This window comes from Nocardia sp. NPDC059240, from assembly GCF_042753865.1.
GTDB lineage: Bacteria > Actinomycetota > Actinomycetes > Mycobacteriales > Mycobacteriaceae > Nocardia.
Genome location: NZ_JBHZAC010000002.1, coordinates 554,341 through 568,978, shown reverse-complemented (window position 1 = coordinate 568,978; position 14,638 = coordinate 554,341). Strand labels below are relative to the sequence as shown.

Below are 14,638 nucleotides of genomic sequence, written 5' to 3'. Positions count from 1 at the left end.
TGTCGGCGCTACGCCCGGGAGCTGCGCCGGGCGTCGTCCGGATCGAGAGCGGAAAGGGCGGGTATCAGCCGCCGCTGTGCATGACGTCGGCGGCGGTCGGCACGGTCGCGTCCTCGGGATCGTCGAGCCAGCCGTCGGGCAGTGCCACCTTGGTCTGCGGCGAACCCTGCCGCCCGCGCGGGCCGAGCGCGTCCTCCGGGAACGGCACCTCGGGATCGAGCTGCCCGACCAGATCGCCGATCTGGTTCAGGCTGGTGACGGTGGCGAACTTGCGGCGCAGCGCCGAACCCACCGGGAAGCCCATCAGATACCAGGCCATGTGCTTGCGGATATCGCGCATCGCCTTGTCCTCGCCGTCGTGCTCGACGAGCAGGGCGGCGTGCCGGTAGAGGATCTCGCCGACCTTGCCGAGGGTGGGGCCCGCCGGGATCGGCTCGCCGCGCAGGGCGGCGCTCAGTTCGCCGAACAGCCAGGGGCGGCCCAGGCAGCCGCGGCCGACGACTACGCCGTCGCAACCGGTTTCGGCCATCATGCGCAGGGCGTCGTCGGCGCTGAAGATATCGCCGTTGCCGAGCACCGGGATGCTGGTGACGGTTTCCTTGAGCCGGGCGATGGCGCTCCAGTCGGCCTGCCCGGAGTAGAGCTGCGCCGCGGTGCGGGCGTGCAGCGAAACCGCCGCCGCGCCTTCGGCTTCGGCGATGCGCCCGGTGTCGAGGTAGGTGTGGTGCTCGTCGTCGATGCCGATGCGGAACTTGAAGGTGACCGGGACATCGCCTGCGGCCGCGACCATTTCGCGCACGATGTCCCGGAACAGCCGCCGCTTGTAGGGCAGTGCCGACCCGCCGCCGAGGCGGGTCACCTTGCGTACCGGGCAGCCCAGGTTCATGTCGATGTGGTCGGCCCAGCCCTCGCCGACCACGATGCGCACGGCCTCGCCGAGGGTCTTGGGGTCGACGCCGTAGAGCTGCATGGACCGCGGCGATTCGTCGGGTCCGAAGGCCATCATGTTGAGCGTTTTCTCATTGCGCTCGACGATGGCCCGCGCGGTGATCATCTCGCACACATAAAGCGAAGTGTCGCTGCCGAATTCCCGGCACAGGGTCCGGAACGCGACATTGGTGATGCCCGCCATGGGCGCCAGCACCACGGGCGGGTCGAGCGGGTAGGGCCCGATCCGCAACTCGGTCTTGGGGGCGTCCAGCGAGGTAGTCACGCCGTCAAGTCTCTCATTCGCGAGGCTGGGCCCAGAGCCGCATACCCCGCGCAGTGCCCCCGGTCACACGGGTCACCACACGTGCAGCCCGCGTCGCCGCACCACGGCGACCGCGATCAGGCTGCCGAGCAGCCACACCGCGAGCCCGACGCCGAGGTGGATCGCGCCGCGTGCCTCGCCGGACATGGTGCGGCCGAGGTGATAGCCGAGGATGGCGCGCTGCTCGCCGTCGATCGGGCGCACGAAGTAGTACAGCCCGTAGGGCAGGACCAGATGCGTCAGCCAGGGCACGGTGCTGCGCCACTGCCACCTGGCGATCCAGCGTTGCCCGAGTGCGCGGGGCCGGACCGCGAGCAGTACGGACACGATATTGCCGACTCCGAGCCAGGCCAGGATGGGCAGCGCGACATCGGCGACCGAGACGCCGGTGCGCTGCATGGTCGGGTGCACGCTGGTCTTCATGGTGAGCGCGGCCGTGGCCAGCAGGGTCGGCAGTCCGACGATGATCAGCAGCGCGAGGTTCTTTACGAGCAGGATCCGGTGCACTCCGAGCCCGGCAGCCAGGCTGAGCCGGGTCCGGTCGGCGTCCACGCCGAGCACGTTGGTGGTGGTGACGTCGGCCAGCACGAAGGTCGCGAAGTAGACGCCGACGAGCACGCCCCAGCCGTGCCGGTGCAGGGTCAGCGGTGAGACGAGCAGAAACAGCCCGGACAGCACCACATTCGCGCCGACGCCTTCGAGCCACAGCGCGGGCGGCGTGAACGACCAGCGCACCTCGCCCGCGACCTGCCGCCACAGCGGTTGTCCCGCGCCGATCGGCCGGGGCGCGGGGTGGCGGCGTTCGGTGTGGAATTGGGTGCGGGCGCGTTCGCGTGCCGCGACCAGGGTGCCGCGCATCGGTTCACTCCAGCGAGTCGACAAAGGCGCCAATCCGAGCGGCCACGACGTCGGGTAGTCGTCGCGGAAGATGGTGGCCACCCCCGCTGAGCAGTTCGATTCGGGCACAGGGCAACTGCGTGCTCAGGGCGTGGGAGGTGGAGATCGGGACGACCTTATCGGCCGGATCGGCGAGGATCAAGGCCGGAATCCGGATCTCGGTGAGTCGGTCCGTCCACCGATCCAGCGTGTCGAACAGTTCGCGCTGTTCGGTCAGGAAACTGCGCCACACGTGGCCGTGCCGGTGGTGCACACCCGCCAGCAGGTCCAGGGCGGCGGGCGTGAAGAGCCGGGACGGGTTGTGGTCGCGGCCTTTTCGAGCCAGCCACGGCAGCACCGACCAGGCGGTCACCGCGAAGGCTTCGCCCGCGACGGGCGCGGCGAGCAGTTCGTCCCAGGCGGACAGGCAGCCGGGTCCGACGCTGGCGACCAGCACCAGCCCGCGCACCCGCTCCGGCGCCAGCAGCGCGACCGCCAGGGCCACGGCTCCGCCGTACGAATGTCCCACCAGCACGGCGTTTTCGATGCCGTCGCGGTCCAGCCGCGCGAGCAGCCAGCGCGCGTTGTCCTCGATGGACCCCGCCGGATCCGGATTGTCCCCGTACCCCGGCCGATCCACCGCCAGCGCCGTGACCGTGCCCGGCAGCCGGGCGCTGACCGTGTCCCAGTCGGACCGATCGCCCGGTTGCCCGTGCAGCAGCACCACATTCGCGGTACCGACCCGGGTCTCGAGGCTCATATCTCCATATTCGCTTCACCACTACCGGCAGGACTGGGGGTCTCCGGTGAGGTTCCTGTGAGTCGCTCGGCGGCAGAGACAAGGCCCCTGAGGATCGAAATCCTCAGGGGCCGTGGTTCTTGTCTGTGCGGCTAGCTTCCGGCCGAAGCCAGTTCCTTTTCGCGCTTGGCGGCCTCGCGGGCCAGCATCTTGTCGCGCTGCTCTTCGAACTTGATGACGTCCTTGCCCAGCTTCTCCAGGAAGAGGCCGAGGCGTTCGCGAGTCTCTTCGCCGCGGGCGGTGAAGTCGTCGCGCTCGAAGATGCGCCACTTCTTGAGGACCGGGTTCACCACCTCTTCGAGGTGCTGACGTAGGTCGTAGATGCCGTGCTTGGCCATCAGTACGCCGTTGCGGCGGAAGTTGGGCATTCCGGCGCCGGGCATCTGGAAGTTCTCCAGGATGAGGGTGATGGCCTCGAGGGTCTGGTCGGGCGAGAGATCCAGGGCCGCACTGCACATGTTGCGGTAGAAGATCATGTGCAGGTTCTCGTCGGCCGCGATGCGCTGCAGCATGCGGTCGGCGATGGGGTCGTCGCAGACCCGGCCGGTGTTGCGGTGGCTGACGCGGGTGGCGAGTTCCTGGAAGGTCACGTACGCGACCGAGAACAGGAAGCCGGCGTTGTCGAGGCTCTCCAACTGCTCTGTGGGAGACGCGAATCCGTTGGTCATGTGGATCATGCGGGCCTGCTCGAGGGCGACCGGGTCGACGCCGCGGGTGACGACCAGGTAGTCGCGCATCACGATGCCGTGCCGGTTCTCCTCGGCGGTCCAGCGGCCGACCCAGGTGCCCCAGGCGCCGTCCTGGGAGAAGTTCTCGGCGATCTCACGGTGGTAGGACGGCAGATTGTCCTCGGTGAGCAGGTTGGTGATCATGGCGGCCTTGGCGAGCTCGCTCAGCTTCGACTGTTCGGGGTTCCAGTCGACGCCGCCCATGGCCGCGAAGTTGCGTCCTTCGTCCCACGGCACGTAGTCGTGCGGGTGCCATTCCTTGGCCAGGGAGAGGTGGCGGTTGACGTTCTCCGCGGCAACCGGCTCCAACTCCCGCAGTAGCTCGAGTTGAGTCAGATCCTTTGCCATATACATGCCCTTCGTGTCGTGCGTCATGCTGTCGTACCCTCGCCGGCCTGCCGCCGCGGCCCATACCTTACGTGACCGTAGGGTGATGTGAAACTCACATGCGCAGCATTGCGGTGTTGGTGAGAGATGTCATAAGCGACGGCCCACAGCGACGGGTCTATCGCTGTGGGCCGCAGTTCGTTAGCCGCACATCACCTTCGATTGTGCGGTCACTTCTTGCCGAGCAAACCGCCCAGCACATTGCCGAGGACGTTGCCGGCGTTCTGGCCCATGGCCTTGCCCAGGATGTCGCCCAGGCCGCCACCCTTGTTTCCACCGGTGGCCCCACCGAGCAGGCTACCGAGAATGTCACCGATGCCGCCGCCACCGGATTCGGCGGCCGCACCGCCGCCGCCACCGCCGAGGGCCTTCTTACCCAGGTAGGCCAGCACGATCGGGGCGAGCATCGGCAGCAGCTTGCCCATCAGATCCTGGCTGATGGCACTGCCGCCGACATTGCCGAGAGCGCTGATCACCGTGTTCTTTTCGGCGCCGAAGGTCTGATCGACGATCTGACTGCCGCCTGCGGTATCCACCTGGTCGATGTCGACCCCGCCGTCGAGTAGAGCGTGCGGCTGGTTGGCGACTTCGTTCTCCAGATTCAGGCCGGTCTCGGGGTTGCCGGCCTGTGCCTGGAATCCGCCGAGTAGCACGGGGACGGCCGCGGTGATCGCCGTCTTGGCGGTCGCCTCGTCGACGCCGAGCTTCTCGGCGATCTGCGAGACGGGGACTTGAGAGAGCAGGTCATCAAAGGAAGTCATGAACTCCGCCTGTGGTGATGGATCCCGGGAAAAGCTCTACTCAGGTCACGGTAGGTGAAATCCGGACAGATTGCCACAGATTCGCGGATGTGGCGAGGGGCCCGGCGGTATGATTCCGGGCCCCTCGCGCAGAGTGCCCCCACCAGGGCTCGAACCTGGGACCTGCGGATTAAAAGTCCGTAGCTCTACCAACTGAGCTATAGGGGCTTGCGAGACGTCAGCTTAATGTGCGGACCCCGCAACTGTTAAATGAGTATCCGATTGTGCTCTGGCAGATGATGTTTGCGCAGGTCATGCGGGTTTAGCCGGGGCCGGGCGCGGCGTGGGGGCCGAGCCGGGGCCGGGGCAGGGATGACGCGATGTGCCGTTGGGGTGACGGGTCGTGCCGATCGGGATCGCTTGGGGAGTCGCGGGGGTGTGTTTGGGGGGACGATGTGGCGCTGTGAGGGTGCGGACCGGTCGGTGCGGCACCGCGAGTAGGTGGACCCGGGGGACGGCAGGGGTCGGCGCGGAGTGTGGGTGGGGTGCGGAGGTGGTGTGGTGCTGTCGCGCCCGCCGACGCCGGGGTGTCCACCGCCCGATCGATTCGACGGCTCCGGGTGAGCGGGCGCTGATTGCCGGTATCGCGGGGTCCGGCAATCGCCTTGCCACTCAGTTTGTTTCGCCGGGCCGGAGTGCGAATATCATCCAATGGTGATGCGTGGCAAGCTTTTTGGGGCAGGGGGTGCAGGCCGGCCGGGACCTTCGCGGATGCGGGGGTGTCGGCCGCTCGGTGATGCGGTGTCAGAGCGGATGTCGCATACGGCAGTGATCGAACTGCCGAACATCGATGGGATATGGGCGAATTCGTCGTTTCAGGCCAAACGTCCATACGATTGCTGGGAAATTGCGGTTTTAGATAGGGGGTGTGCTGGCTAACTGACTCTCCGGTACACCTCACGCTGGGTGCGCTTACCGGGTACGGTGACCGACTGGTGAATTCCCGAAGAACCGGGATTGCCCCGGCGGCACGGGATTCGGCTTATCGTTGATGTGCCCGAACGTGGTCGCGACCGGTCAGGCTGATCGCGGCTCCATCACATGAAGCTGCGGGGAGGCGGACCGATACGACGTGATCGCCCGGGTGCGCACCCCCTGCGGTGCACCCGGGCGGGAAAAACTATACCAGTTGGTGTGTTTCAAGTTTTTCGCGCTTTTTCGTACCAAAGGTTTGGTAATTCGGGGTGTAGCCCCATTTGAAGTATTTGAAAGACACGTAACTTTGCGTCGAGGCCGGGAAGCCGGTCGGCGACGGTTAGCTAGCTTCGGAGGCGTTTCGAGCATGGCACGGCAACAGGAGCGGGCCCGCCGGACACGCGCGGCGATCATCAGGTCCGCCGCCGTTGAGTTCGGGAAGAGCGGCTATGCCGCTGCATCGCTCAACCGCATATTGGAAGGCTCCCGGGCGACCAAGGGGGCCATGTACTTTCACTTCGACTCCAAGGAGGACCTGGCGCGCGCGGTTCTGGAAGCGGCGGTCGACCGCTATCGGGTATCCACCGAAAGGTGGCTCGCCAGAACCGATCTCGGTCCACTCGACGTGCTGCACGGCATGATCGACGAGATCGCGCTGCGGCTGGAGAACGACATCATCATCCAAGCCGAGTTCCGGCTCATCATCGAGCCGGAGTTCTATCGAGATATTCAAGCCGGCGGTGGTCGCATTCTGGGCCGTGCCATTCGGCAGCTCGCCGTGAAGGCCACGGAGCACAAGCAATTGCGCGCCGACGCCGACCCGGACCGCTTCACCCGGACCCTGGCGGCCGCGTTGGCGGGTCAGCGTTATATCGCCGATGTGCTGGCAGGTCCGGCGGATCTGCGTGCCCGGTTCGCCGAGGCGCTCGAGGTGATCGTGGATGCCACCGCGACTCCCGAGTGGATCGAGGAGTTCCGGCGCGTGGGCTGGCGGGTGTCCGCGAAGCTCGAAGATCTCAACTTGGGACTCTGACCAGCTGATTTGGGAATAACGCGGAGCCTGTCATAAGCTATCTCCGCTCCCAACGGAAGCCGTTGAGCAAACGGTCCGGAGAAATCCGGCGGGCCCCCTTCGTCTAGCGGCCTAGGACGCCGCCCTTTCAAGGCGGTAGCGCGGGTTCGAATCCCGTAGGGGGTACAACGGTGGAAACACCGTTGTAGGAGCACAGTAGCAAGGCCCTGTGGCGCAGTTGGTTAGCGCGCCGCCCTGTCACGGCGGAGGTCGCGGGTTCGAGTCCCGTCAGGGTCGCAAGACTTCTCGTAACCAGGAGAAGTGAGTACAAAGTTTGGCATTCGAATCGGGTGCCTTTCGGCCAGGTAGCTCAGTTGGTACGAGCGTCCGCCTGAAAAGCGGAAGGTCGCCGGTTCAATCCCGGCTCTGGCCACCAGTTCTGAGAGACCCCCTCCATCGGAGGGGGTCTTTCGGCGTTCCGGGGGTTCTTCGCGTGTTTTCGAGCTGCTGCTTCTGATCTTGGTGCCATGCTGGATTCATGGCTGACGATCAGTGGTACTACTGCCTCAAGCATCATCGGGCCGAGCAGGGAAAGCAGCATTGGTTCGCCGAACGCATGGGCCCGTATCCCGATAAGGCGACAGCCGAGCGGGCGTTGGATATTGTGCGAGAACGAAATAGGCGCTCGGACCAAGAAGACTCCTGACGCCTGGGTGATGGGGGTGAGCGCGCCTGCTCGGTGCGCTCACGAGGCACTCAGGTGGACCAGGTACGGTTTCGGTGCCAGAAAACGACCAAGCGGGAGGGTAAAGCCTTGAAGGTCACCGTGGTGGTGCCGACCTACAACGAGCGGGAGAACCTGCCGGTGGCGGTGGAGCGGCTGACCGCGCTACCGGTGGCCGACCTGCACGTGCTGGTGGTGGACGACAATTCGCCCGACGGCACCGGTGAGGTGGCCGACAAGCTGGCCGCCGACCTGCCGAACGTGGTGAGCGTCCTGCACCGCACCGAGAAGGACGGCCTGGGCCGCGCGTACATCGCGGGTATCACCAAGGCGCTGGACGAGGGCGCGGACGTCGTCATCCAGATGGACGCCGATCTGTCGCACCCGGCCGAGGTCATTCCGGCCATGCTGGAGAAGCTGGAGACGACGGACGCGGGCGTGGTGCTCGGATCCCGTTATGTCCCCGGTGGTTCCACCGCCGCGGAGTGGAAGTGGTACCGCAAGGCGCTCTCGGCGTGGGCCAACTTCTACGTGAATATGATTCTGCGCCTGGGCGTCAAGGACGCGACCGCCGGCTTCAAGGCGTGGAAGGCGGATACGCTGCGCGCCATCGATGTGGCCTCGATCAAGTCGAACGGTTACTCGTTCCAGGTCGAGATGAACTACCGGACGGTCAAGAAGGGCATCGCCATCGCCGAGGTGCCGATCCGCTTCGAGGAGCGCACCCTGGGCGCGTCCAAGATGAGCCTGAAGGTGCAGCTGGAGTCCGCGGCCATGCCGTGGAAGCTGCTGTTCGGGCGGGCCGTCTAACTTTTCGGCCAGTGGAGCAGGGTGTCGACGAACAGTTGACGGACCTGCTCTGCGTGCGCGTCCAGGTCGGCCGGGTCCCAGCCGCCGACATCGATCGGCGGTAGCACGGCCACGTCCACGTGGCCCTTGCGGATGACGGCCGAGTTGCGCCAGGCGATTTCACCGGCATTGCGGATCACCACCGGAATGACCGGCACCCCGGCCTGGATGGCGATGTGGAACGCACCCTTCTTGAAGGGGCCCACGCGCGGCGTGAGCGAGCGGGTGCCCTCCGGTGCGATGACCACCGACAGTCCGCCGCGCAGGGTTTCGACGACCGGTTCCAGGGCGGCCTTGGCGGCCACCGTGTTCGCGCGATCGATGAAGGTCACCTCGACGAATCGCATGAGGGGACCGAAGATCGGGTTCTTGGTGATCTCGCGCTTGGCGACACCGGTGAATCCGGTGCCGAGCACCTCGGCCAGCACCACGATGTCGAATTGGCTCTGGTGGTTGAAGATGAACACCGCCGGGCGCGGGGCGCGGGTGTGCTCGGCCCCGGTGACGCGGATCTTCACCCCGGTGCCGCGCAGGGTCGAGTCGGCGGCGTGGGTCATCATCGAATCCGCCATCTGGCGACGCTGTTTGGTGTGCGCCTTGGCGGCGACCCCGAACAGCGCCCCACCGAGCAGCCCGGTCAGCCCGGTCAGGGTGCGGATGTAGTCGGTGGCCCGGGGTGACTGCCGGGGCCGGAAATGCAGCACCGGCCAATCCTTTTCGGCGGCCTCCAGCACCACCCGCGGATCCGGGTTGACCGCGACCGGGTGTCCGACCGTCTGCAGCAGCGGCAGGTCCGCGGCACTGTCGGCGTAGGCCCAGCTCTGTGTCAGGTCGAGATCGTGGGCGATGGCGAAACGGCGGACCGCGTCGGCTTTGCCATTGCGCCACAGTGGCTTTCCCTCCACGTGCCCGGTGAGGACGCCGTCCTGCACGGCCATGGCGGTGGTCAATACATGCTGGATCGAGAGCTCGTCGGCGACCGGCCGCACCTGGTAGCGGGTGACCGAGCTGACCAGCACCAGGGTGTGCCCGGCGGCCTCGTGCTCGCGCACCAGCCGCCAGGCCTCGGGATAGATGTGCCCGTACACGCTGTGCGCGAAGATGTCCCGGCCGATCTCCTCGAGGTCGGCTTCGCTGACGCCGGCCCAGCCGTACATGACGTTCTGCAGGAAGCGCTCGTATTCGCCTTCGCTGCGGGCTCCGCGAATGCTGCCCAGCAGCCCGGCGGTGAGCGCGCCCTGGGTGCTGCTGCGCCGCAACAGCCGTCGCGGCCACGGCGGCGGGTTGAAGCCGTTGACCACGGTCCCGCCGAAGTCGAAGACGGCGGCGATGCGCGGCCCCTGCGGTCCGGAGCGCACCGCGGCGAGGGCCTCGTCGAGCTCCATCGCACCGACGGGCCGCTGGGTGACGCCGACGCCGGGCCGGAGCGGCAGCGTGGGACGGCCCGCCGCGACTCCCCGGACCCGGTGTGTCACAGCGCTTCCAGCCGATTGGAGGGGTCGAGGGTGGCGGCGCGGGAGATGCGCGCGCCGATGGCCCGCAGTTCGGCGGCGAAGCGGGCGCGGCGGGCGGCCAGGTCCGCGGGATCCTCGGTGGCGTTGAGCAGTCCGTGGTTGTCGGCGAGTTTGACCGCGCTGCCGAACAATTCGGAGGACACCGATTCCGGGCTGTGCAGCCGTTGTTGCAGCAGCATCTGTTTGCCGACGTGCAGGCATTCGTCGATGAGGGCCTTGCGGTCGACCTCGAGGACGGGGTCGCGGGCGGCGAGCCGTTCGGCCACCACCAATTGCGCGTCGAAGAACGAGCGCAGCACGCGGTGCGCCATCATGAATCCGGATTCGGCCAGCTTGGCCAGGATTTCGGAGCCGACGGTGCCGGCCGCGGTGCGGCGGTGCCATTCCGGGTCGACCAGCAGCATCTCGGTGGTGAGCTGAGCAGTGAACTCGGCGCGTTCGGGGAAGAAGAACTCGAATTTGAGCAGGTCCCGCAGCCGGTAGGCGGCCTCCCACCCGGTTCGCAGCTGATCGCCCTCGGGCGCTTCGACGGCACTGAGGATGGCCAGTTCGAGGATGGCGCGATTGACGAACCAGTGCACCGCGCTGTTGCGATAGAACGCGGCCTCCAGGTGCGCTCCGGCATTGATGGCGTACACCGGTTCCAGGCCGCCGCGATAGACGGTCACCACCTTCGCGATGGCCAGCTGCTCGAGCACCACCGCCAGTCGATGATCCTCACGCAGCGTGGCAATTTCGCCGTGCGGCAGGTGCCGGTTCTCGACGTAGCCGAGCACGGGCTCGATGGCGGTGCGCAGTTCGCGGCGGGTGAGGGCGCGTTCGTGCACGCCCAGCAGGACCAGGGTGGTGAGCGCGTTGACGGTGACCGGGGTGACGTCGTTGATGCCGACCGCGACCTCGAAGGCCAGCTGCTGCACGGCGCGATGCTCGAGTGCGGCCAGGTGCTCGAGTTCGGAGTTGTCGTCGTCGGCCGGAATCGGGTGTGCCGTCAGTGGATCCCCGTGCACGGCCAGCCGGTCGCGCGCCGAGAGCGGGGTCCCGAAGCGGATGTACACGTGCCCGGCGGAGTGCTGCTGGTTGCGCACGTAGCGGGCCAGCCAGGCCAGGCCCTCGGCCTGCTTGCTGCCGCCGGTCTGCTCGTCGGCGATGGCGCCGATCTCGTTGAGCCGCTCGTAGGTGATGGAGACGGGCACCAGCATGACGTCGTCGATGCGTTTCGAACGCAGTGCGGCGGCAAGGTAATTCAGCAGTCCGTAGCGGGGCGGGCGGAGCTTGCCGGTGCGGGTGCGGCCGCCCTCGAAGTACCACTCCAGGTTGAAGCGTTTGGCGAGCAGGTAGGCGAAGTACTCCTCGACGACGGCCTTGTACACCTCGTCGTCGCCGAAACTGCGGCGGATGAACACGGTTCCGGTGCGCCGCGCGATCGGCCCGATCGGCCAGAACTTGAGATTGGCCCCGCCGACCACGTGATTGGGCGGGAAGTCGTTGCGCGCCAGGATGTCCCCGAGCACGAAGGCGTCCACGTAGGAGCGGTGCGAGGGCAGGAACACCAAGGGGTAGCGCCGGTTGAGGGTGCGCAGCCGGTCCAGCCCGCTCAGGTCGGAGTCGACCTTCCAGGTGGAGGCGTGCACGGGCCGCATGGCCTGGGTGAACAGGTCCGACACCAGTCGCGACTGGGCGGCGACGAGTTCCCGCAGCCCCTTCTCCGCGCGCCGGTAGACCTCCCGCGACGCCAGGCCGGTCGCTTCGGCGATGGCGTCGAGCCGCCGCAGGAATTCCGGTGAATCGAGGATCTCCTCCACCACCAGCCGCGGCACCTTGTACCGGTCGCCGATGACCGCGCGTTCGGCGCGTTCCAGGGCGACGATGCCCGCGCGCACGATGGCCCGCCCGAAAGTGCCGGGGGCGGCGGCGGATCCGGGATTGTTGGCGCGCAGCTCGCTGAGCCGGGCGGGCTGTCCGGTCAGTACCAGGTGCCGGTCGGGGGCCTTACTGAGCAGCCGCCGCTGCATGAGCCGGTTCGGTTTGCGGGGGTTGGTGAGGGTGACCAGATCGCTGAAGGTGGTGCGCCGCACGCCGTCTCGCTCCGGTGGCAGCCACAGCACGCGGACCGGCACCACCAGCGGGTCGTCGCTGCGCCCGACCAGCCGGTCGGTGACGGCCACCGGGTCGAGGTCGATCTGGGTGACGGGTGCGGTGGTGCCGAACTCCTGGGTGATGCCGCCCTCGGCGAGCCAGTGTCCGACGAGTTCGCGTTCCACCGGTGAGGTGGCGTCGACGAGTGCGACCACGGAATGCGGAGCGGTGAGCGCGGCCTCGGGGAGCCGGCTGTCATGATCGAGCATCTTCGTTACCTCCGCATGAGCCGCTGATCTCCATTGAATCCCAAACGCGCGCGGCGGGATGGGAGGTCGCGTAATTAGCCGGTCGGGGCGGGGGTTTCAGGGCGGCCGGGGGCTGCGTGATCGAGGTCGCGATCGAGCCTTGCCCACATCTAGGAAGGTAATGCTAACCTCACTCAACAACTTAGGTAAGCATAACCTTGGAGGTCTGGTGTCGGTCGCTGACGAACGGGTACGGGTCGCGGGGGAGCAGCGGTGGGGCGAACACGTCACCGATCCGGTCGCGGCGGTCTCCGCGCTGGCGGCGGCGGATCGCTTCGGTGAGTACGTGGTCTACGAGCGGCCCGGAACCTGGGTGTTCGCGGCCGACCCGATCGGCGGGGTCGAGCTCGACGCCAACGAGCTGCGGGTGAGCTGGGACGGGCACACCACCGCGGGCCCGTGGACCGGCAGCCCCGCGCAGGCCGTCGACCGGGCGCTGGCCGGACTGCCGGTGGGCGACCGGAACGCCTACGGCTGGATCGGATTCGAGTTCTGCGCCTGGTCGCTGGGCGCGACCGAGCATGTGCATCCCCGGGCGACGCTGGCGCACTTGATGATTCCGCGCATCGAGGTGCGCATCGACGCGTCCGGTGTCCGGGTGTCGGGTGCCACGCCCGCCGAAACCGGCGATATCCACGCGTTGATCGCCGCCGCCCAGCAGACCGCTCCGGCGGTGGCGCATCCGGTGGACGTCACCGTGGATCCCACCGGATACCGGGATCGGGTCGCCACCGGCGTCGCCGAGATCGGGGCGGGCAAATACCAGAAGGTGATCCTGTCGCGGAAGGTGGAACTGCCCTTCGCGGTGAACATTCCGGCCACCTACCGGCTGGGGCGCATGCACAACACGCCCGCGCGCTCGTTCCTGCTGCGCCTCGGCGGACTCGAGGCCGCGGGCTTCAGCCCCGAACTGGTGGCGGCCGTGGACGACGACCGCGTGGTCACCACCGAGCCGCTGGCCGGGACCCGGGCCTTCGGGCGCGGCGACGAGGTCGATACGGCGGCGCGCGCCGAGCTGGTCAAGGACCCCAAAGAGATTGTCGAGCACGCCATTTCCGTGCAGACCTCGTTCTCGGAGATCGCCGCCGTCGCCGAGCCGGACACCACCGCGGTCTCCGACTTCATGGCGGTGCGCGAACGGGGCAGCGTGCAGCATCTGGCCTCGACGGTGCGCGGTCGCCTGGCGGCGGACCGCAGCCCGTGGGACGCGCTCGAGATGCTGTTCCCCTCCGTCACCGCCTCGGGCATCCCCAAGGCCGCCGGCGTGGACGCCGTCTTCCGCCTCGATCACGACCCGCGTGGGCTGTATTCCGGTGCGGTGGTCACGGTTTCGCCCGACGGCGCGCTGGAGGCGACGCTGGTGCTGCGCGCGGTCTATCAGACCGGCGCGGGCGCATGGCTGCGGGCCGGCGCGGGCGTGGTCGGCCAATCCCGGCCGGAGCGGGAATTCGAGGAGACCTGCGAAAAGCTGGGCAGCGTAGCGCCTTACGTGGTGCGCGCCTGAGAAACCCGGCGTGGGGTCAGACGCGGAATTCCACGCCGGTCAACCGCTCGGACAGCTCCCAGAGCTGCCGGGCGGTTTTCTCGTCGTGGGAGGCGGCGTTGGATCCGACCCGGGTCGGATTGCCGCGCCAGTTGAACCGGTCCGGGCCGTAGTAGCCGCCGGGCTCCACCTCGGCGGTGGCCGCGTACAGCGTGGGCAGCGCGCCCATCTCGGCGCTCTGCGCGATCAGGCGATTGCCGAGCCCGACAATCTGTTCCAGCACGTTCTGCGTCTCGCCGCTGATCTCGGTGGCCGCGTAGCCGGGGTGCGCCGCCACCGCGAGCTTGTCCGAGCCGGTGAGCGTCAGCCGCCGCTGGAGCTCATAGGTGAACAGCAGCATGGCCAGCTTGGATTGCGCGTACGCGCCGAAGCGGGAGTAGGCGCGCCGCTCCCAGTTCAGATCCTCGAGATCGATGCGCCCGATGAAGTGGGTGATGCTGGAGGTGTTCACGACACGGTGTGAAATCCGGTCCAGCAGTAGGCCGGTCAGGGCGAAATGCCCGAGGTAGTTGGTGCCGATCTGCAATTCGAAGCCGTCGGCGGTCGCGCGCTTGGGCACCGCCATCACGCCCGCGTTGTTGATGAGCACGTCGGCCCGTTCGACGGTGTCGGCGAAGGCGCGCACCGAGGTCAGATCGGCCAGATCCAGTGCCCGGATGTGCACGTCCCCGGGCATGGTGCGGGCCACCGCCTGCGCCTTGATCTCATTGCGGCAGGCCATGATCACCTGCGCCCCGGCGGCGGCGAGGGCCCGCGCGGTGGCCTCGCCCAGGCCGCTGGTGGCGCCGGTGACGATGACGATCCGGCCCGTCTGATCCGGAATGTTCGCTGTGTTCCACCCGCCCATAGATGAAC

Annotated in this window: 12 protein-coding genes and 4 tRNA genes; 7 read left to right on the top strand and 9 right to left on the bottom strand. The window is 67.6% G+C overall.

Annotated elements, in window-relative coordinates:
* Positions 1-64 precede the first annotated feature (64 nt).
* The 6 genes from dusB to ACFXHA_RS08200 form a co-directional block, all read right to left on the bottom strand.
* Positions 65-1,213 (bottom strand): tRNA dihydrouridine synthase DusB, encoded by a 1,149-nt coding sequence (dusB, locus tag ACFXHA_RS08225; protein WP_379354267.1) that lies wholly within the window; start codon positions 1,211-1,213, stop codon positions 65-67.
* 72 nt (positions 1,214-1,285) lie between these two features.
* Positions 1,286-2,110 (bottom strand): hypothetical protein, encoded by an 825-nt coding sequence (locus tag ACFXHA_RS08220; protein ID WP_379354265.1) that lies wholly within the window; start codon positions 2,108-2,110, stop codon positions 1,286-1,288.
* 4 nt (positions 2,111-2,114) lie between these two features.
* Positions 2,115-2,888, bottom strand: coding sequence for an alpha/beta fold hydrolase (locus tag ACFXHA_RS08215; protein WP_379354264.1), 774 nt, complete (start codon positions 2,886-2,888; stop codon positions 2,115-2,117).
* Positions 2,889-3,019: 131 nt separating this feature from the next.
* Positions 3,020-4,003 (bottom strand): acyl-ACP desaturase, encoded by a 984-nt coding sequence (locus ACFXHA_RS08210; protein ID WP_379355005.1) that lies wholly within the window; start codon positions 4,001-4,003, stop codon positions 3,020-3,022.
* Between the two features lie 209 nt (positions 4,004-4,212).
* A complete protein-coding gene (locus ACFXHA_RS08205) occupies positions 4,213-4,803 on the bottom strand; it encodes a DUF937 domain-containing protein (RefSeq protein WP_379354262.1) in 591 nt (196 codons plus the stop codon).
* 134 nt (positions 4,804-4,937) lie between these two features.
* Positions 4,938-5,010, bottom strand: a tRNA-Lys gene (locus ACFXHA_RS08200).
* Between the two features lie 1,114 nt (positions 5,011-6,124).
* Here ACFXHA_RS08200 and ACFXHA_RS08195 point away from each other — a divergent pair.
* From ACFXHA_RS08195 to ACFXHA_RS08170, 6 genes are all read left to right on the top strand, one after another.
* Positions 6,125-6,790 (top strand): TetR family transcriptional regulator, encoded by a 666-nt coding sequence (locus ACFXHA_RS08195; protein ID WP_379354260.1) that lies wholly within the window; start codon positions 6,125-6,127, stop codon positions 6,788-6,790.
* A gap of 92 nt (positions 6,791-6,882) precedes the next feature.
* Positions 6,883-6,955, top strand: a tRNA-Glu gene (locus ACFXHA_RS08190).
* A 37-nt stretch (positions 6,956-6,992) separates the two neighbouring features.
* A tRNA-Asp gene (locus tag ACFXHA_RS08185) sits at positions 6,993-7,066 on the top strand.
* 62 nt (positions 7,067-7,128) lie between these two features.
* Positions 7,129-7,205 (top strand) — tRNA-Phe (locus tag ACFXHA_RS08180).
* A gap of 102 nt (positions 7,206-7,307) precedes the next feature.
* Positions 7,308-7,475, top strand: a complete 168-nt coding sequence (locus ACFXHA_RS08175; protein WP_167333406.1) for a hypothetical protein — start codon at positions 7,308-7,310, stop codon at positions 7,473-7,475.
* Positions 7,476-7,601: 126 nt separating this feature from the next.
* Positions 7,602-8,303 (top strand): polyprenol monophosphomannose synthase, encoded by a 702-nt coding sequence (locus ACFXHA_RS08170; RefSeq protein ID WP_379355003.1) that lies wholly within the window; start codon positions 7,602-7,604, stop codon positions 8,301-8,303.
* Here the strand turns inward: ACFXHA_RS08170 and ACFXHA_RS08165 are convergent.
* Together ACFXHA_RS08165 and ACFXHA_RS08160 are read right to left on the bottom strand one after the other, a co-directional pair.
* Positions 8,300-9,817 (bottom strand): HAD-IB family hydrolase, encoded by a 1,518-nt coding sequence (locus ACFXHA_RS08165; RefSeq protein WP_379354258.1) that lies wholly within the window; start codon positions 9,815-9,817, stop codon positions 8,300-8,302. The genes ACFXHA_RS08170 and ACFXHA_RS08165 overlap by 4 nt on opposite strands.
* On the bottom strand, positions 9,814-12,201 hold the full coding sequence (locus ACFXHA_RS08160) for a glycerol-3-phosphate 1-O-acyltransferase (protein ID WP_379354256.1): 2,388 nt from the start codon (positions 12,199-12,201) through the stop codon (positions 9,814-9,816). Before ACFXHA_RS08160 ends, ACFXHA_RS08165 begins: the two co-directional genes overlap by 4 nt.
* A gap of 160 nt (positions 12,202-12,361) precedes the next feature.
* Here ACFXHA_RS08160 and ACFXHA_RS08155 point away from each other — a divergent pair, with 160 nt between their 5' ends.
* Positions 12,362-13,744, top strand: coding sequence for a salicylate synthase (locus tag ACFXHA_RS08155; protein WP_379354254.1), 1,383 nt, complete (start codon positions 12,362-12,364; stop codon positions 13,742-13,744).
* A 16-nt stretch (positions 13,745-13,760) separates the two neighbouring features.
* Here the strand turns inward: ACFXHA_RS08155 and ACFXHA_RS08150 are convergent, their stop codons facing one another.
* The gene (locus ACFXHA_RS08150) at positions 13,761-14,630 is read right to left on the bottom strand and encodes an oxidoreductase (protein ID WP_379354252.1); all 870 of its coding nucleotides are present in this window, start codon (positions 14,628-14,630) and stop codon (positions 13,761-13,763) included.
* Between the last annotated feature and the right edge of the window lie 8 nt (positions 14,631-14,638).